The organism is Candidatus Villigracilis affinis (genome assembly GCF_016705895.1).
Classification (GTDB): domain Bacteria; phylum Chloroflexota; class Anaerolineae; order Anaerolineales; family Villigracilaceae; genus Villigracilis; species Villigracilis affinis.
This window is the reverse complement of record NZ_JADJKT010000009.1, coordinates 12,853-32,297: the sequence shown is the minus strand read 5'-3', so window position 1 is coordinate 32,297 and position 19,445 is coordinate 12,853. Positions and strand designations below refer to the sequence as shown.

The following is a 19,445-nucleotide window of genomic DNA, read 5'->3' as shown; positions in this document are numbered from 1 at the left end:
CTCCTTGCCGTATATTGTGCAAAAAAATACCAGCCATGATCGCACGGCTGGAAAATTCATTTTGGAAGCAGCGAACCAGGACCCACTTTCAATACATCGGCTGCTTTGCGTAAATTGCTTAAATTGACATCGTTGTCTTTATAGTCTCTATAGTTTTCGTACTCACCCCGCCATATCTTGGACGCAGTGGGTTCACTGCACCCTTTCTTGCGCATTTCACCGATGAACTCATCGTAAGAGATACAGATTTTTTCTGCCAATTCCTGAATTTTGCTTTTCTTTTCCATTCAGATCGAATCCTCATTAATAGCTTTGTTTGTTCTACAATCGTTCCGAAAGTCCAAAATACCTTTTATTGCAATTTTGTTTTGAAAGTTAAACCTGTATGCAGGTTTCTAATTTGATTTAAAAAACTGATTAAAAAAAAAGCACGCAATGCTTTTGCAAGGATGTTTTCAATTTTGAAAGGTGTTAAGCGTATTCTAATGTGATTCACGCAAAAGTCAAGAGGGAAAATAACACATTTGCAAAGTCGATAAATTGGATATAAACGCGTATTTAGATGAATACGCCCTACTTGCGCGTCTTTCTGTGTGTTTAAGGAATACTTGTGTAAGTGTTGCCGAATTCCTTAACCCAAGTTGGGTTCTTTTGGAGGAAGCACAAAACCAAAATAGTTATCCGCGAAAATCTGCATAATTCGCTGATATGGATATATAGTGGCAAATGGCACTTGAGCTGCCTATAACAAATCTGCCGCAGGCAACGTTGCCTGCGGCAGATTTGTTATTTTTTTATTTGGGATCGATCTTTATGGCAGCGGGAAACCAAACAATTTTTGGAGAAGGACAGCCATTTGATCACGGGTGACTTGTGTGTCAGGGCAGAAGTTCCCGTTTCCGCATCCTCGGGCAATATCTTCCAAGGCGAGCTGCTCAATCCAATCTACAGCCCAGTAATCGGCGGGGACATCAGTGAAGAGCAGTCCACTGGCGGCCGGGGGCAGATAACCGCTTCCATATTTCGTTCGCAGCAGGAACACGGACATCTCTGCGCGAGTGATGGGTGCATCAGGACAGAAATTGCCGTTGCCGCACCCGCCTGTGATTCCTTCCAGGGCCAGCTGTTCCACCCAGTCGGCGGCCCAATAATCGGCGGGGACATCAGCGAATACAGATCCTGTTGCAGTTGGGGGAGCGTAGTATTCTCCATGAATACCGCGCAGAATGAAAATCGCCATTTGCGCGCGCGTAACGATATCGGTTGGGCAGTAGTTCCCATTACCGCATCCGCCAGTGATACCGGCGGCATAGATCGCCTCGATATACTGCCATGCCCAGTAATCGGTTGGGACATCCTGGAATGTGGGATAGTCAACGCCGGAGCCTACCGGGTTAATCGTGAAGTTGCCCGCCGAAGCCGCGATCCGATCGTTGTAGTTTGTGGAATCTGTCGGTGCGAAATCTGCAGTGACGGCATAAGTACCCACACTGGTTGGCGCAGTTGGCGAACCGTTGTAAAGGATGTTACTGACCGTCCCAGCTACAGATCCAACAACGTTCGCAGTTTGTGGAGCGCCTGTAAAAGTAACCGATGGATTCGAAATGGACAGGGTCGGATTCGCCTTGGCGATGCTGACGTTTTGAGTTTGGAACGCGGCAGTGAAATTGGCAGTAGCCGCACCATCGGCTCTGACGACGCAAGTGCCTGCTCCTGATGAACTGAAAGTTGCGCCGCTGACAAATGCGCACGGACCGCTCACATAGCTGTAGGTCAGGGCGCTGCTATCGGTGTTTGTGGTCGTTGCACTGACGGTGAAGTTGCCGCCCAAATAGGTGGGCGTTGGTGCGGGGTCGAAGGTGATGACCGGGGTGGTGGCACCCACTGCTGAAATGATAACGTTTTGTGTCTGCGTGGCAGAGTTGAAATTGGCCGTGGCCGCACCATCGGCTCTGACGACACAAGTGCCTGTTCCAGTTGGGCTGAAATCTGCGCCGCTGACGAAAGTACAGGGACCGCTCACATAGCTGTAGGTCAACGTGCTGCTATCGGTATTGGTGGTCGAAGCGCTGACCGTGAAGTTGCCGCCCGGGAAAGTGGGTGTCGGTGCTGCGCCAAAATTGATCGTCGGTGTGGCTTTGGCGATTGTTACATTCTGTGTCTGTGAGGCCGCATTGAAATTAGTCGTCGCCGCTCCGTCTGCTTGAACCACGCAGGCGCCAGCTCCTGATGAACTGAAAGTCGCGCCGCTGACGAATGCGCACGGACCGCTCACATAGCTGTAGGTCAACGCGCTGCTATCGGTATTGGTGGTCGAAGCGCTGACGGTGAAGTTGCCGCCCAGATAAGTGGGGGTAGGCGCTGCGCCAAAATTGATCGTCGGTGTGGCTTTGGCGATTGTTACATTTTGCGTCTGTGTGGCGGCATTGAAGTTAGCCGTTGCCGCTCCATTGGCTTGAACTACACAAGCTCCAGCACCTGAGGAACTGAAATCTGCACCGCTGACGAATGCACACGGACCGCTCACATAGCTGTAGGTCAGGGTGCTGCTATCGGTATTGGTAGTGTTTGCACTGACGGTGAAATTGCCGCCCAGATAAGTGGGTGTTGGTGCTGCGCCAAAATTAATTGTTGGGGTGGCTTTATTAACCGTTACGACTTGATTCCCGTTGCTGCTGTTGAAATTCCCATCGCCGCCGTAGGATGCAGAGACCGTGTGAGAACCGGTGCCAACTGCGCTGGGGGTGTAGGTGACAGAACAATCAGAAACTCCGGGTGTGACGGTGGCAACCAAATTACAGGTATTCGCCGCAGTAAAAGCACCCGCCCCATCCGTGCCCCAGGTGATTGTGCCGCTGGGGGTGTTTGCGCCGCTGGCCCGTGTAACCGTGGCGGTACAGACGGTTCCAGAGAACACTGTCACCGGGTTGGTGGCGCAGTTAACGGTTGTGGTTGTGTTGGCCAGTGAAGATTCTCCAACAGCAAAATCGCTCATGGCAGTTACCCCGGTTGCCTGTGTGCTTGTGGCTGTGCGGGTGCCGTTGGTTGTGGCGGACCATGTCCCGCCCGAGAATCTTCTGACGATAAAGTTGGCGGTGTTTGCCCCGGCATCTGCATCGGTGCCGACGCCGACAAAATTAAAAGTGGGGCTGTAACTCGTAAACACTGTCCCCGAGTTGGTCAGGGTCCAGCAGTGATTGACGCTCTTCGCGGTGTCGATGCCGGAACTCCCCGCACAATCGCTTGCGGTGGTGGATGCGGTGACATCTCCCCCGGTGGTGATGCCGGTAAATGTAAGATCAACCGGCGCGTAGTTTGATCCGTCACCGATCGGGAAGGTGAATGTTGGGGACCCGGCAGTGAATGCCCGTTGAACATTCCCGTTTACATATTTTCCAGTCCCCGCTCCCGAAACGGTTGCCGCAACCGGCAAAATAATGGAATTGGCTCCTGTGGCAATATTACCGTTGGTAAAGGTAAGCACGCCGTTCACGGTGTGACTGGCCCCGAGGGTGACAATATTATTTCCAGCGCCTCCCGTGTTATCGATGGTGAGGTTGTTTACTGTGGCGGGAAGACCGTTCCCTGTTGCTTGATTTGCTGTGCCGTTGTAGGTGTAATTCGCGCCGGTATTATAGGTGCGGGTGGTTGTTTGAATATTGCCCGAGGCAGTAGGGGCGGTAGTGATTCCATTTGGCGAGCCGATGCCGAGCGTGCCCCCATTGGAAAGTGTGAAGGCGTTGCCCGACATGGTGCTGGTGCCCATGTTAAGTGTGGCCCCGCTGTTGACGACAAAGTTGATATCGCCGGTGACCGTGCCGCCCGATGTGAAGGAGTGTGTGCCTGTCAGGAAGTTGAAGTTTCCCGTGTTAAGGGCGATCTCGCGGATGGTTCCACCGGTGTGGGTGAAGTTGCCAGTCAGGTTCACGGTGCCAACGGCGGCATCGTTATTGCTCATGTTGAACACGCCATTCGACACTGAAAAATTTCCACCCACATTGAAAGTGACATCCCCGGTTCCGGAACTGAAAATGAGGGTGCCCGCGCTTTGGGTGTAATTCCCGCCGACATTAACGGTTATATCTGTGGCGCTGCCATTGATACGAATGGCTCCAGCACCTGTGCTGGGAATCGTGAAATTACCATTTATGGTAGTCAGGTTTCCGCCTAGTGAAAGAGTACCTGCCAACTGGCCTGTCGAGTTCCATGTGAAATTTCCAAAAGACTGATTGAGGCCGCTTGCTGGGACGGTATTGGTTATACCGGTAATTTCAACGGTGGAAGCGGAATTCCATGTGACTGGAGCAAAATCAACAGAGGATGGAATCACGCCGCCATTTTGAGCATGGCGGTAGATGCTGCCGGAGCTGAACACCAGCACGGCATTGCCTACATCCGCCATTGTGCCGGAGTTTTCGATCGTTCCGTTGACGGTGAGATCTGTTGCGCCGGTGCCGTTGTTGAGAGTCCATGTGATACCGGTGCTGACCGTCACCTGCCCGCCTGCATCAATGGTGAGCTGGTCGGCGGTGACATTCGCGGAAACTGTCACATTGTGTCCGTTGCGAATGGTGATGAAACTGTTTGCGTTGGTGGGTGTGTTGGTGGTTGGAACCTGCCAGTTCGTACCATCGTCGGAACATTCCCAGGTTGCGGGGACGTTCCAGTTGCCGGTGTTGGCTGAGCGATATTGTGTAACGGAGGTATTGGCACAATCTGCCGCGTATACCGACGTTACAGGCATTGCCCCCAGTGCGATGAATACGATTAACAGTGCAGCTGATACTTTTGCAATAAGTTGTTTTTGCATGACAGGCTCCTCACTTTTAATGGTTGTCAAACATCGACACGATATTTACTTGTAGTGTGTGGTTTCGACCTTTACTTTGGAAGCAAGATACCTGTCCCTACCTTCAAGACGGCAGCGGCCTTGCGTAAATTGCTTAGATTTACATCGTTGTCCTTGAAATCCTCGAAATCTTCATATTCACCCCTCCATATTTTGGACGCGGTTGGCTCACTGCATCCCCGTTTGCGCATCTCACCGATAAACTCGTCATAGGTCATGTTTACTCTTTCCGCAAGTTCCTGAATTCTGCTTTTCTTTTCCATTTTGTCACATCCTTTGTTAAATGATACTGCTTGCTTTACATCTTCATGTGTAAAGTTGGCCTGTCGGTGGAAGACTTTGGGGCTTTGATGGTTGTAGTGGGTATCGTTCGCACGGCCTGGAATAATTTATAAAGTGCGTTTGCGCTATAAATCCATTTCACAAGCTAGGATCAGATATCAATTTCTAAATTGATTTATATTTAAGATTAAAAAAAATACAAATGCTTTTGCAAGGTTGTTTGCATTTCTGATAAGTATATCTTTGATTTTAATGAGATTCGACAAAGAGTCAAGCTAAAAAACAACTTTTGTTGCTGTCCAGACAGGTTTGATTCCCCCACTTATATGCATAGTTTAGGATTCCGCCTTGTGTTTCTTCACTACTGAGGTACAGAGGGCTCAATGCAATGAATTTGAAAATTTGTGGCAAAGTCTTTTTAGTTTTCATACTGCATTCGTTAAAAACAAACTCACCCCTGAAAAGACCAGTTTCAGGGGTGAGGCTAGAAGCGTTTTGTATTTAGTCCAATTTACCGGTAATGATCGCCAATTTTACTTCGCCGATGGCTTTGGTGATCTTGATCTCACGCGGGCAGGCTTCGGTGCAGTTGTACGCGGTATGACAACGGGCGATGCCGTCTGTTTCCGCGAGGACCTGCAAGCGTTTGTCTGCGGCTTCATCGCGGCTGTCAAAGATGAAGCGGTGCGCTGTAACAATGGCCGCCGGGCCGTAATATTCATCGCTGGCCCAGAACGATGGGCAGGATGTGGTGCAGGCCGCGCACAAAATACACTTGGTCGTTTCGTCGAAACGCGCACGGTGCTCGGGGCTTTGCAAACGTTCACGGCCATCTGCGGGGAGCGGACTTTCATTAATAAAGTATGGAAGCATCTTCCGATAATTATCGAAGAACGGCTCCATATCCACGATCAGATCCTTCTTGACCTTCAAGCCGAGGATCGGCTCAACCGTGATATTCGCACCCACATCGCGGATCAGAACCTTGCAAGCCAGCATGTTGCGGCCGTTGATGCGCATCGCATCCGAGCCGCATACGCCGTGCGCGCACGAACGGCGGAAGGAAAGCGATCCGTCGGTTTTGCCTTTGATGTATTCAAGCACATCCAATACGCGGTCATTTTCATCGGCTTCTATTTTATAAGTCACATAGTTGCCGCGCTGGTCTTTTTCGGGGTTGTAACGGAAAATTTTGACTGTAACTTCCATGTTTACCTCTAATACACTCTTGCCTTCGGCTGATGTTTGGTGATCACAACAGGCTTGTAATTGATCTCAAGTTTTCCGTTCTTCTTTGCGATCAATGTATGCTTCAACCAGTTCGCATCATCGCGGTCGGGGAAATCCTCGCGCGAATGTCCGCCGCGTGATTCCTTGCGGTTCAATGCGCTTGTCGCAACCACTTCTGCGATCTCAAGCATGTTGCCGAGTTCCCATGCATTCAGCAATTCAGTGTTGAAGATCTTGCCTGAGTCTGTCACGGTCACATTCTTGAAGCGTTCCTGCAGTTCGCGGACTTTTTCCAACGCAGACTGCATGTCCTTTTCGTTTCGATAAATGCCGACGTCTGCGAACATGACCTTCTTCATCTCGTTGGCGATGTCGAACGCATTTTCCTTGCCAGACCCCTTACGCAGCGTCTCCAAAGCGGACCTTGTGCCTGCTTCAGCGTTCTCAGGCATTTTCTGGTAATCCGCAGACTTCGCATATTCCGCCGCGCGCAAGCCTGCATGTTTTCCGAACACCACCAAATCGAGCAATGAATTTGTTCCCAATCGATTCGCACCGTGGACAGATACACAAGCACATTCGCCCGCCGCAAATAAACCGGGGAAGGCCGTGCCTTTGTCATCTATCACCACTTCACCAAACTTGTTGGTGGGAATGCCGCCCATGGTGTAATGCGCTGTCGGCTGAATCGGCATCACCTGGGTGACGGGGTCCACGCCGAGATAAACGCGGCAGAAATCCACGATATCTGGAATTTTCTGCATGACCGTTTCACCGGTGATGGTGTACGGTGTGCCATCGGGGTTGGTGCGCCCGTCCATGGCTGCAAATTTATTCACGCTTTCAGGGCGGATATCCAGATAAACGTAGTTCGAGCCGTTGATGCCGCGGCCTTCTTTGATTTCAGTGTAGATCGCGCGCGAAACGACATCGCGTGAAGCGAGGTCTTTCACGGTGGGGGCATACTTCGGCATGAAGCGTTCGCCGTTGCCGTTGAGCAGAATGCCGCCTTCACCGCGCACACCTTCTGTGATGAGGATGCCCAGCTTGTAAATACCCGTTGGGTGGAATTGGAAGAATTCCATATCTTCCAGCGGAATGCCGTGACGCAACAGGATCGCCGCGCCGTCGCCGGTGTAGGCATAGGCATTGGATGTCACTTCGAAGATGCGGCCATGTCCGCCGGTGGCGAAGATGACAGCCTTCGCGTGGAAACTGTGCAACTCACCAGTAGCAAGCTCAATGGCGATGACGCCTGCGGCTTTTCCATCCACCATAATGAAATCGAGAACTTGATACTCATCGAAGAAGGTCACTTCGTTCTTGATGCACTGCTGGTACAGCGTTTGCAGGATCATGTGACCCGTGCGGTCTGCGGCGTGCGCGGCTCTTCTCACGGGTTTGCCAGTTTCATTATTGGTGTGCCCGCCAAACGGTCGCTGTGAGATGCGGCCTTCGGGGGTGCGGTCAAACGGCAGGCCCATGTGTTCCAATTCGAGCACGGCGTCGATCGCTTCATTCGTCATGAATTCGATCGCATCCTGATCGCCGAGATAATCGGACCCTTTGACGGTGTCGTACATGTGCCATTCGGGTCTGTCTTCTTCGTAGTTACCCAGCGCGGCAGAGATGCCGCCCTGGGCCGCGCCTGTGTGCGAGCGTGTGGGATAGAGCTTGCTGATCACAGCGGTCTTTGCGCCGCGCGATGCATACAGACCCGCCATGAGTCCCGCACCGCCTGCGCCGACCACGATCACTTCAAACTGATGAACATTTGCCATGAATTACTCCTATTGACCAATGACGAAAGACGAAGGACCGAGTTCTTCCATCCTCCGTCTTTTGTCGTTCGTCGAATTTTTACGAAGTCCAAATGATGTACAAACCCATGAGACTCATGGAGGCCATCATGATGATGCTCAACAAGCGGACGAATTTGCGCCCGCCCTCGCTGGTGATGTAATCATCCGCAATGACTACCAGGCCGTGTACGCCGTGGGCTACAGCAACGAGTAGCAGCGCACTGGCGGTCAACTTCCAGAATGGGTTTGACCACGGGTTGAGGTCTGGCACCTCGGTGCTTTGCACGTGGGTGACGTTGGGCATGAAGGCCCAGCGCATCACATCTGCAAAGTTCATTTGTTCGCGCGCGCCCATTACCAAAGGCGCCGATCATGCCGAAGAGAATCAAAGCATACATCGCCAAAGCAGAGAGGCGCGTAAAGATCCACATGATGGATTCGAAGTTCGTTAATCCGCGTTGTTTAATGGAAAGAGTTCTTGATTTCGTGGTCATCCTAGCCTCCCAACGCCGTATTCACGATGACAAAGACGCAGATGCTGTACACGGGAATAAATACCGCCCATTCGATCCAGATGGCTTCGCGATGATGGTCGATCAGTTTGGGGAACAGGTCGAGGATGGTGATCCGCAAGCCGTTGATGGCATGGAACAAAACGCAAAAGAAAATAACGATCTGGAAGACCCAGTTCTCGTAAATGCTGTTTACGAACGCCCCGCCTTTTCCACCCAGGAACGAAGCCAGAATGTGTATGGTAATGAAGAGCGCCATTCCCAGCCCGCCAATGCGGTGCAGAATGAACGTCAACATCGGACCCTGCCCCTTGTATCGCAACCCCGTGGATAGGCTGACATTTCTTTTCAGGCCCATCTATGCCTCCTCGAAAGAATTTTTACATAAGAGTCTTTCCAGAAAATGGAGCGACAAATCCCGCATTTTGCGGACAGGTTCCAGGTTCATGCGCCTATGACATCTTATGATACAAGGGCCTATTTTACTCTTTTAACTTTGAAACCGCAAAATAAGGTGACAATTGTCATCCATATTTCGTTTCAGCTATCCTATAATAAAGCGGACAATGACCTTTATAATCCAATTCATTCAACACAATACCAGCCTTAATATTCCCTTGCTTAGAAATTGATTTTCACAAAAAGTCCAAGGAGGCGTACATGTCAGGTTCGAATGAGCTTTCCCGGCGTGATTTTATAAAGGTCACCACCGGGATCGTCGGAGGTTTAATCGGAGTTGCACTCGGGTTACCTTCGGTGTCGTATTTAATTGATCCAGCCCTGCGGGAAGGCGGGAAAGACGCATGGATTTCCATCGGTAAATTCGAAGATATGCAAATTGACAGACCTTATCCGTTTTCGTTTACACGGGTGCAGGTCAACGGCTGGGAACGGACTTCCAGCTCCTTTGGCGGGTATGCCGTCCGCAAATCGGATGATCCCAAAGACCTGCTGATCCTCAACAGCCGCTGTACGCATCTTGCCTGCAACGTGAACTGGAGCGATGAATCAGACGCATTCCTCTGCCCGTGTCACGACGCTAAATTCAGCAAGGATGGGAAGGTGCTCGACGGTCCTCCTCCGCGCCCGCTGGATGTGTACGATGAATTCCGTCTTTCCGAAGACGGTCAAATTGAAATCTTCTTCAAGGCAGGCTGATCATGTGGAAAAAAGTTTACGAATGGCTCGATGAACGCCTTGGCTTGAACGACATGTACACCAACCTGCTTGACCGTCCTGAACCGAAAGGCAACTGGTGGAACACCCTCGGTTCAGCCAGCCTCTTCCTCTTTGTTTTGCAGGGGTTGACCGGTATTTTCCTTACCGTTTATTACACCCCCTCGCCCGATCACGCCTATGATTCCGTTCAATATATTATGGAAGGCGTGGCATTTGGCTGGCTGATACGCGGCATTCATCATTGGGGTGCCACCCTGATGGTGATCGTTGTTTTTATTCACCTTTTGCGTGTGTTCATCACCGCCTCTTTTAAATTCCCGCGCGAATTGACCTGGTTGATCGGCATCGGCCTGTTCCTCGCCACGCTTGGTATGGGCTTCACGGGCTATTTGCTCCCGTGGAATCAAAAAGCCTATTGGGCGACCACGGTCGGCACACAGATCGCAGGCAGCGTTCCCTTCATCGGCGAATTCATTCTCAAAGCTCTGCGCGGCGGACCTGATTTAAGCGCACTTACCTTGCAGCGCTTCTTCTCCGCACATATCTGGATCATCCCCGCCGTTCTGGCAGGCTTGATCGGCGTCCACTTGTTTTTGATCATCAAACACGGTGAGTCGCACTTCCCCACAAAGGAAGATTAGTTTCTTTCCTCTCTCTTCCTTCATTTGTAAAAAGATGAAAGAAGAAAGAAAATCCGATGCTTCCCCATACAAGGCATACAACCATGAACGAAGAAACCAAAAAGAAGATCAACGCACGGTATGAAAAGGAATTAAATAAAGGTGAGCGCTTCTGGCCCGATAGCATCTTCAAAGATGTTGTTGTTTCACTTGGCATTTTCATCCTGCTTGTTTTACTGGCAAGCTTTGTCGGTGTTGCCCCTGAACCCAAGGCTGATCCAAGCGATACATCCTACATTCCGCGCCCCGAATGGTATTTCCTTTTCCTCTTCAAATTCCTCGCGCTTTATGGGCAAATTCCACTGCTCGGTAAAATCGAATGGCTTGCCACCGTGCTCATTCCCGGTATCGCTGTCGGCGTGCTTACACTCCTGCCATTTATCGAAAAAAGCCCCGACCGCCATTATGCAAAACGCGCCCTCTCCATTTCGGTTATGACCATTATGGTCGTGGGCATTATCCTTCTAACTTTGATGTCTGAAATACCGACTGTCTCTGCGGATGGATCGAAACTATTGGGCTTGTTGCAAGCGGCTGCGGGACTCGCCATCCCCGGCGTTGCAATGATCGTTTTATTCATTGCATCCTTTACCGCCAGGCAAACGAATCCGCGCTTCTTCATCTGGACGACAGGCCTGACCGTTGTTTCAATGGTCATTGTCTCAGGGATGGTGATGAACTTGCATACGCCGCCCGCCGTGGAAGAGACCGAAGTCGCCAACACCGTCGTGGACCAGATATTCGCCGGGCAGGATTTATATTCCGTCCACTGCACCGAATGCCACGGTGACGATGGTTCGGTTGCGGTTATCGAAGGTGTCGAAGGTCTTGAAGGCGAAAAGATCACACCCATCAACAGCCATGACGTGCTCTATACCATCACCGATTCCGCCATGTACGAAGTCATCGCCTACGGACGTCCCAACGCGGGCATGACCCCGTTCGGCAAAGCCTACGGCGGCGAACTCTCCAGGAGTGAGATCGACTATATCGTCACGTACATGCGCTACATGTGGGATGACCGCTTTGAGATTCCCGCTGAAGCGCTCAAGCCGCTGTTCCCTCCGCTGGCGGAAGGCGAAGTGCCTTCGTATGAAGTCCATATCCAACCCATCGTTAAACGATACTGTATCTCCTGTCACCGCGCTGGCAAGGAAAACAACAATTACCTGATGACCTCCTACGAGGAAATCCTCACCACAGGTGACAACGTCGCCAACAACATCATCGCAGGTGATGAAAACAGTTACCTCCTGCAAGTCATTCAGGAACATGCCATCATGAATCCTGAAAAGCCTGCGGAAGAACTCATCGGCGTCATGCCGCCCAACCGCGCGCTCAAACCCAACATCGTGGATGTCTTCATCCGCTGGATCATGAATGGCATGCCCCAAACAGCCATCGATGCTGCTGCACTCTTCACCATACCGACACCCGAGGCCACGACAACTCCTTAACTGAAACGAATCGTTCGATACAAAAAGAGTTCAGCGTTTTTGGCTGAACTCTTTTTGTATGTGGGCTTGTTAAATAATTCTACACCACCAAAAGAAGCACCAGCCCAATGATCGCGGGCAAAGCCTGAATATAAAATATCCGCTTGCTGACCGTGTATGCGCCGAAAAGCCCTGCGATGATCACGCAGCTCAGGAAGAATATCTTCACTGCATCGCCTGCAAAAATGCCCCAGATCAAACCCGCTGCGAGGAAGCCGTTATACAGTCCTTGATTCGCCGCCAGCGTTTTGGATTGTGCCGCAAACTCCGCCGTGGTGCGGAAGGACTTGCGGCCTGCAGGCTTCTCCCACAGGAACATTTCGAGAATAAGGAAATATCCGTGCAAAACAGCTACTAAACCGGTGATGATATTTACAACGATATTCATTTTTTCTCCTTATAAAAATAAAAAGTTATGTCCTAGGCGGAGCGCGTATTTTGCGCGCGTAGTCGAAGGACAATTCGACGATGATACCCCACAAAACAAAAAGATCGGAACCGACCTCGGTCCCGATCTTTTGATTCAAACTTGTAGATTACTTTTTCTTGCCAGCTTTCTTCACGGCTTTCTTGACAACCTTTTTCGCAACAGCCTTCTTTGCGGGTTTCTTGGCAACAACCTTCTTTGCTGTCTTTTTGGCTGCGACCTTCTTGGCTGGTGCCTTCGCGGCAGGAGCCGCTGCTGCCTTCGGCGCAGGGATTTCCTTATCCATCCAGTTGATGATGGCATCGCCAAACTCGGAGCACTTGATCTCCTTCGCGCCATCCATCAGGCGGGCGAAATCATAAGTGACGGTCTTGGCAGCCACAGCGCCTTCCATGCCTTTGACGATCAAATCAGCAGCTTCGCCCCAACCCATGTAGCGCAGCATCATCTCACCCGAGAGAATGACCGAACCGGGGTTGACCTTGTCCAGGTCGGCGTACTTCGGCGCGGTGCCGTGAGTCGCTTCAAAGATGGCGTGACCCGTCTCATAGTTGATGTTCGCACCCGGAGCAATACCAATGCCGCCGACCTGCGCAGCCAACGCATCGGAGAGATAATCGCCGTTGAGATTCAAGGTGGCGATGACATCATAATCGCGCGGGCGGATGAGTGTGAACTGCAAGCTCACATCAGCAATGGAGTCTTTGATGAGCAGCATCTTCTTCCACTTGCCGTCGCCGTGGGTATCCCACAACTTCAAGGCTTCTTCCACTTCGCCCTTGATGTCGTTCTGCTGGGCAGGAGACATCATGTCAAAGCCGGGGTCGATTGCCTTGGCATTATCTTCCACGCTCATAACCGGGTTTGGATTCTTTGTTACCCAAAATCCAGGTCTCACGCTCGGTGACAATCTGGTTGCGGAATTCGCGCTTGGCAAGGGTGTAACCCCAATCCTTGAACGCGCCTTCGGTGAACTTCATGATGTTGCCTTTATGAACAAAGTTCACGCTCTTGCGCTTGTTTTCCAACGCCCATTGGATCGCAGCGCGGACGAGTCTTTCAGTACCTTCCACAGAAACAGGCTTGATGCCAATGCCCGCGGTATCAGGGAAGCGCATCTTCGCATATTCCTTCGGGAATGCTTCCTTGAATATGCTCATGAATTTCTTGTTATCTTCGGTGCCGTATTGGAATTCAATGCCGGTGTAAATATCTTCCGTGTTCTCGCGGAAGATAACCATGTCTACATGCTCGGGGTGCTTCACGGGGGAAGGCACGCCCTGATACCAACGCACAGGGCGCTGGCAAACGTACAAATCCAACAACTTGCGGAGCGCAACATTCAATGAACGAATGCCGCCGCCGATCGGGGTGGTAAGCGGGCCTTTGATGCCCACCAAAAATTCACGGAACGCTTCGGTGGTTTCATCGGGCAGCCAGCTCTGGAACATCTTGAACGGCTTCTCGCCCGCGTAGACTTCCATCCAGTGGATCTTGCGCTTGCCGCCGTAGGCTTTTTCCACGGCCGCATCGAACACACGCACCGAAGCGCGCCAGATGTCGCGGCCCGTGCCGTCGCCTTCAACGAACGGGATAATGGGATTATTCGGAACGTTCAACTTTCCATCGTGAATCGAGATTTTTGCCCCACCTTCAGGGACTTTTACGTTTGTGTATGCCATGTCTTCCTCTTTTGGTTTGTGAAAATTTATGCGGATTATAACATGCTGACTTTTCCTGCTTTCAGTGACGATTGTCACGACATTCCCGCCTTTTGCGGAATTCAAGCCGCATCTTTCATGGACCGTTGATAGGTTCGGTGGACCTTGTAAAAATCCACCCCGAAGTTTTCAAGATCGCGCTGCATGGATTCGTTTTCCACGCCGATCTGAACCACCTCGGCATGGCGGAATTGACCGCTTTCTTTCACAGATTTGAACATTTCGCTGTACAAAATGGCCATGCCGCCCGATCCGCGATATTCTGGGATGAGCCCTGCCCCGTTGATATCGAGATGGTCGGTGCGCTTGAGTTCGCGCAAAACGGTCAGCCAGCCGAAGGGGAAAAGCTTTCCCTTGATCTTCTGCAACGCGAGGGACATGTTGGGATAGGCAAACAAAAACCCAACGGGCGTTTCGCCCTTCATCACGATCTTGATCAGTTTCGGGTCTGCGAACCAGATCATTTGGTTGGCGAGAGTCTCGGCTTCTTCATCGGAGATGGGCGCATTGCCTGCCGTGCCGCGCAGGGCATTGTTGTATAAATCTTTTAACTTTGGGACGAGTGCGCGCAGGTCGGAGCGCTTTTTGAAACGGGCAATGTGCAATCCGCGGCGTTGGGCGATGCGTTCCGCCAGTTCGTGAATGCGTTCGGGGAATTGAATATCGGTGCCCAGGTAGCCTGAGACCGCATCGCGGTCGGGTTCGAATCCACAGGCTTCCAGGAGGGCGGGATAATAATCGGGATTGTAGGGCAGACCAAAGGCGGGGAGGTGCTCAAAGCCTTTGATCAATAGCCCGAAACCGTCCATGGGGGTGAAGCCTTTCGGGCCGATGACTTTGGTCAGGCCGCGTGAATGTGCCCAAGCGAAGCCTGCATTGAATAATCCCTGTGCAGCAGCGATGTCGTTTTCGCATTCAAAGAGATAAAAGAATGCAGTGACTTCATGGTTGAACTCATTGTAGGGACGATTGTCGAGGATGGCGAGGCGGCCAATTGGGTGGATTCCTTCGTAAGCGATAAAAAATGCGGCATGAGAATGCTTGTAGAACGGAAACCGCTTCGGGTTAAGTCGGATGCGTTCGTCCATTTGCAGAGGCGGCACCCATTGGGGAATATCCCTGTAAATGGAAAAGGCAAATGGAGGAAATCCTCCACCTGCCTTTTGTTATTGAGATCGATCTGCGTGATGTGCATGTTACATGGATTTTGCGCGGGCTGCCATTTGATTGCGGAGGTCGTGCGAGTCTTTGTCGATGGTGAAGATCGCGCCGAGATAGAAGAAGAAACATAAGAGCCATGCCGCCGTGCAAATGAGCAGAATGGCGGTCTTCAGATCGTAGGCGTCTGCGATGAAACCTGTGAGGATGGGGGCGAAGGCTGCGCCCGCGTTTTCGATGAAATATTCCACAGCCTGCGCAGTAGAGCGGACTTCGGGCACAGTGACATCATAAACCGTGGCGATGACGTTTGCCGATGAAAGCGGCATAAAAACGGCGGTGAGACACATCAAAATGAAAAATTGATTCTTGGCTTCGATGGGTGTGGTAATGGCGAGATACATGAACAATGCACCAAGTAAAACGCCGATGCTGGAAACAATGATGCGGCCCTTGTTCGAACGTTTGAAGGCCATGTCGCCGAGCGCACCGCCGATGAAGTATCCACTGGCGAGAATGAGGATGACAGGCGCCATTGTGAAGAGAATGCTGTTCGCATCATAGCCGCGTTCTTTTTCAAGATAGGCGAAGAAGAAAAATGTGATCACATTCCACGGGAAGACGCCCGCAAAGCCCTGCAGGAAAACGAACCACATGGTCTTCTTTTTGAAGATCTCTTTGGCTTCAGCCCATGAGAATTTGAAGGTCTGCATTTCAGGCATGTTCTCGAATTCGGGCTCGGCCTGTCCGCGCGGCATTTCTTTTACGCCGAAATAGATCAGCACGGCGAGCACCAACCCCAATGACCCCGTGATGTAGAACACATCGCGCCAGCTTCCCAGCATCGGCGCGACGATCAACGCGAGGATCATGCCGACCAGATATCCCAGCGGCTGTGCAAGCTGCAGGATGCCATAAATTTTTCCGCGCAGGTTAGGGCCGAAATAATCGGCGATGAGAGTAAACAGCCCGGGGTAGGATGAATCGTCAATGCCTGTGGATGCGCGTGTAAAAAGAAAACCTCCATAGGTGCGCACAATGGCATTGAGCCATGTGGTTCCGCCCCAAATGAAGGAAGCCAGGGAGAGTAGTTTTGTGCGCGAAAAACGGTCGTATAAATATCCCCAGATCGGGTAGAGAATGGTGGCTACGATCAGCGCGCCCGAATTGATCAATCCCCATTGCTTGTTATTGAGTTGAAAATCTTCGCTGATCTCTACTTGCAGGGATCCGATCATCAACTTATCGGTCTGGTGCAGCAGCATAAAGAAAAAGAAAACGGCAACGACGAACCAGCGATAACGTGAATTCTCTTTTGACATGAATACCTCGCGGCGATAGGATGCCCTAGTATCAATTGTCAGGTGTCAGGTGTCAAGAGTCGAGTACGTCTTCTGAAATGATCTCCTGTGCGAGCTTGTTCAACGCGTCGGCGTCTTTTACTTTGGCGGCATCGAAATATTGCGCCAGCAGATTGAGTGGACTCAAACTGCTTACCACCTGGCCTTCAGGGATGCGCACACGCGCCTCACTTTGCGGCCGCTTCACGAGATGAAATTCAAAGGCATCTTCGGTGTATTTTCTCAAAGCCGTTTCATCGATCAACGTATCCCATTCTCTTGGATATTCAACCGACAGGCGGACGATAGCCTCAGACATTTCCTTCGGGTTGGGCAATGCGTCTTTAAGGGCTTCGGTCACGTTCTCATTGGACCTGAGAACTGTTCGGCGGTCGATGAATTTTCTCGCCCCTGTGAGTTGGACCCACTCCACCTGCGTGTCTTTTCCGCTCTCAATCTCAGCAATGACAAAAAAACGGTCTTCCTTTGCCTCACCAAAGTCCACGCGCTCGATGGAGCCTGGGTAAACCACCGGCGGCTGATAGCCTTCATTCACATCCTGCGGCTTGTGGATGTGTCCCATTGCCACATAATTGAATCTTTGATTCTTCACCAAACTACCTGAAAGCACGAGGTCATTGCCAAGCATCACGAGTCTTTCACCGCCAAACTTCGCGCCCTCAATGGAGGCATGTGCCGTGAAAATGATCGGCAGGTTTTTATCGGCTTCACTGACCCATTCGTCCACAAGGCCTGCGATCCGTTCTTCGATGTTCGAGTAGATCTGCTCGGTTTCGGTTCCACTCATTTCGAGGTTAGCCATCAACCCCGAACGCGTGACCCACGGCATGGCGATGACCTGTATGGGCAGTCCCCACAAATCTTCGGGTTTTAGAAAACTGGGCTGGTCCAGCACTTTCACGAACGGCACTTGCAGGGTTTTGAATTCCTGCAAGGCATGGGCGCGCCCCGCCGCCGGGGAAATATCATGGTTACCAATTAACAATAAAGTGGGAACCTTCGCCTGTGACAAACGCATGATGCGCCTACCCCATTCGCGTTGAAACGTCGGCGCGGGGGAACGGTCTTTATACGCATCGCCCGCAAAGATGACCAGGTCCACTTTTTGAGAGATGGCCGCATCCACGATCGTATCCAGCGACTTGAGGAAATCAAGCACGCGCATGGGCAGCCCTGTCTGCGGGTCGTGGCGGCCATAGTTGGCCATGTCAATATGTGCGTCGGCGAAATGTAGGACTCTCATTCAACTCCATCTGCGATTCATTCGCAGGTTTGAAGGTTGGCAAGTTATCAAGTTAACCTTCAAACCTGTTGACCTGATAACTTGCCAACAACTTACGGCTGTAATCCGAGGTCTTGAAGCGCCTGCACGGCGGGACCCCAATTCACGTGGATTCGCAATGCGGCGCGGTAATCGTCTATGGCGGCCTGGGTATTGCCTGCCATGTAGTAGGCACGCCCTCGCCAAAGCAGGGACTCTTCGAGCGTGCGGCCTTTCTTGTTGGCGGGGTCGAAGAGTGTTGTGTCGGCCAGACTGATGACATCGGCATAACGGGCGGAATAGTAATAGGCGAAGTACGGACCGGTCTGGTACCACATGATGCGATAGGGACGTTCCTGTTCCTTCTCATCCCATTTGGCGTAGGTGGAAAATGCCTGATCGTATGCGGTGGCGGCATCCACGTATTGTTTGAGGAGGACATGGCTGGTGCCTTTGTTGAACCAGGCGAAGAACATGTTGTTATCGTTCAGGCTTTGAATATCTTTTTCGGCGAGTTCGAGCGCATGTTGGGCCGCCCAATTTTCATCCACCCATGGACCGAGCAGAGCCAGCACCTCGGCTTCACGTTCTGGTGGGTACACGACCATGAATTGATAATTGAAAGCGCGCCAGCCTTCCAGATAGGTGGCGTAATCGCTCAGAAGGTTTTTACCGGGTTTGGTGTAGGCATCCTGTACGATGAATCCGCCGCGGGCGTCATCGTAGCCGGTGGTGAAGAGATAATGTCCGAGCCAGCTGATTTTGCCGGTGGTGTCGTGTTCGTAATAACCTTTTTCCACAACCACGGGGAATCCCGCGGCAATCAAACGTTTGACAAGATTTTCATCGCCGCCGTGGCGCATGAGCGCGCGGTATTCGGTGTTCTCGTTGACGAAATCCACCAGTTCGTATGGCATGACGTTTTTATCGTCTTTGCTGCGGTCGATGAAATTGACTTTCGTATCGCCCGAGCCGGGTTTGACGATCTTTGCCACATCATCGCGGTTGCCCTTCCAGCTCCAGAAGTTGAGGGCCATGGTGATATTGGCGGGACCGCAATAATTCCAGCGTTCGTGCTGGTCTACGTAAACGACGCCTTCCAAATTGACTGCCGCAGGCAGGGGTGTGGATGTGATCGTGGGCCTTGCAGTTGGTCCGGTTGTGGGAGTGACGGTCGGTGTGAACTGCGGGGTGAGAGTCAGCATGTATTCGGCGCGCGCGGTGGCGAGGGCCGTTTCGACGGTGAGCGGTGTTTCTCCGCTGGGTTCGAAGACTACTTCATCGGGCGGGTTGAAGAAGTAAATAATTTGCACACGTACGGCGTCCACGCGCCAGGCGAGGCGGCTGTGAACAGGCGGAAGGTAATAAACGCCGATGGCAAGCAGCAGCGCAATGGGAATCAACCAATATTTATTGAATTTTGCTTTCATGTTCATGGATGGATTATAAAGCAAATTGAATTTGCAATCTTGCATCGTTTTGGCTGG

General features: G+C 51.6%; 15 protein-coding genes and 1 pseudogene. 3 read left to right on the top strand and 13 right to left on the bottom strand.

Going from position 1 to position 19,445, the window contains the following annotated elements; genetic code table 11:
- Window positions 1-56 precede the first annotated feature (56 nt).
- The 7 genes from IPI86_RS06435 to IPI86_RS06405 form a co-directional block, all read right to left on the bottom strand.
- Entirely contained in the window at window positions 57-287 is a 231-nt protein-coding gene (locus tag IPI86_RS06435) for a hypothetical protein (RefSeq protein ID WP_345297169.1), read from the bottom strand.
- A 524-nt stretch (window positions 288-811) separates the two neighbouring features.
- Window positions 812-4,810 (bottom strand): S-layer homology domain-containing protein, encoded by a 3,999-nt coding sequence (locus tag IPI86_RS06430; RefSeq protein WP_345297168.1) that lies wholly within the window; start codon window positions 4,808-4,810, stop codon window positions 812-814.
- Between the two features lie 71 nt (window positions 4,811-4,881).
- Window positions 4,882-5,112 (bottom strand): hypothetical protein, encoded by a 231-nt coding sequence (locus tag IPI86_RS06425; RefSeq protein ID WP_345297167.1) that lies wholly within the window; start codon window positions 5,110-5,112, stop codon window positions 4,882-4,884.
- A gap of 520 nt (window positions 5,113-5,632) precedes the next feature.
- The gene (locus IPI86_RS06420) at window positions 5,633-6,340 is read right to left on the bottom strand and encodes a succinate dehydrogenase iron-sulfur subunit (RefSeq protein WP_345297166.1); all 708 of its coding nucleotides are present in this window, start codon (window positions 6,338-6,340) and stop codon (window positions 5,633-5,635) included.
- 8 nt (window positions 6,341-6,348) lie between these two features.
- Window positions 6,349-8,142 carry an FAD-dependent oxidoreductase gene (locus IPI86_RS06415; protein ID WP_345297165.1) on the bottom strand — a complete coding sequence of 598 codons (1,794 nt, stop codon included), beginning with the start codon at window positions 8,140-8,142 and terminating at the stop codon, window positions 6,349-6,351.
- A gap of 79 nt (window positions 8,143-8,221) precedes the next feature.
- Window positions 8,222-8,518, bottom strand: a complete 297-nt coding sequence (locus IPI86_RS06410) for a hypothetical protein (protein ID WP_345297164.1) — start codon at window positions 8,516-8,518, stop codon at window positions 8,222-8,224.
- 140 nt (window positions 8,519-8,658) lie between these two features.
- Window positions 8,659-9,033: a hypothetical protein gene (locus IPI86_RS06405; protein ID WP_345297163.1), complete on the bottom strand. Its 375-nt coding sequence runs from the start codon at window positions 9,031-9,033 to the stop codon at window positions 8,659-8,661.
- Window positions 9,034-9,335: 302 nt separating this feature from the next.
- Here IPI86_RS06405 and IPI86_RS06400 point away from each other — a divergent pair, with 302 nt between their 5' ends.
- From IPI86_RS06400 to IPI86_RS06390, 3 genes are all read left to right on the top strand, one after another.
- A complete protein-coding gene (locus IPI86_RS06400; protein WP_345297162.1) occupies window positions 9,336-9,833 on the top strand; it encodes a ubiquinol-cytochrome c reductase iron-sulfur subunit in 498 nt (165 codons plus the stop codon).
- A gap of 2 nt (window positions 9,834-9,835) precedes the next feature.
- Window positions 9,836-10,495 carry a cytochrome b N-terminal domain-containing protein gene (locus IPI86_RS06395; protein WP_345297161.1) on the top strand — a complete coding sequence of 220 codons (660 nt, stop codon included), beginning with the start codon at window positions 9,836-9,838 and terminating at the stop codon, window positions 10,493-10,495.
- 83 nt (window positions 10,496-10,578) lie between these two features.
- Window positions 10,579-11,991: a c-type cytochrome gene (locus tag IPI86_RS06390; RefSeq protein WP_345297160.1), complete on the top strand. Its 1,413-nt coding sequence runs from the start codon at window positions 10,579-10,581 to the stop codon at window positions 11,989-11,991.
- Window positions 11,992-12,070: 79 nt separating this feature from the next.
- Here IPI86_RS06390 and IPI86_RS06385 read toward each other — a convergent pair whose 3' ends face one another.
- From IPI86_RS06385 to IPI86_RS06360, 6 genes and pseudogenes are all read right to left on the bottom strand, one after another.
- Window positions 12,071-12,418 (bottom strand): DUF1304 domain-containing protein, encoded by a 348-nt coding sequence (locus IPI86_RS06385; protein ID WP_345297159.1) that lies wholly within the window; start codon window positions 12,416-12,418, stop codon window positions 12,071-12,073.
- Between the two features lie 322 nt (window positions 12,419-12,740).
- A pseudogene (icd, locus tag IPI86_RS06380) lies at window positions 12,741-14,139 on the bottom strand (NADP-dependent isocitrate dehydrogenase); the annotation flags it as partial.
- Window positions 14,140-14,240: 101 nt separating this feature from the next.
- Window positions 14,241-15,266 carry a hypothetical protein gene (locus IPI86_RS06375; protein ID WP_345297158.1) on the bottom strand — a complete coding sequence of 342 codons (1,026 nt, stop codon included), beginning with the start codon at window positions 15,264-15,266 and terminating at the stop codon, window positions 14,241-14,243.
- A gap of 108 nt (window positions 15,267-15,374) precedes the next feature.
- Entirely contained in the window at window positions 15,375-16,658 is a 1,284-nt protein-coding gene (locus IPI86_RS06370) for an MFS transporter (RefSeq protein ID WP_345297157.1), read from the bottom strand.
- A 52-nt stretch (window positions 16,659-16,710) separates the two neighbouring features.
- Window positions 16,711-17,940 (bottom strand): exonuclease SbcCD subunit D, encoded by a 1,230-nt coding sequence (locus IPI86_RS06365; protein ID WP_345297156.1) that lies wholly within the window; start codon window positions 17,938-17,940, stop codon window positions 16,711-16,713.
- Between the two features lie 92 nt (window positions 17,941-18,032).
- Window positions 18,033-19,394: a C39 family peptidase gene (locus IPI86_RS06360; RefSeq protein WP_345297155.1), complete on the bottom strand. Its 1,362-nt coding sequence runs from the start codon at window positions 19,392-19,394 to the stop codon at window positions 18,033-18,035.
- Window positions 19,395-19,445 lie beyond the last annotated feature (51 nt).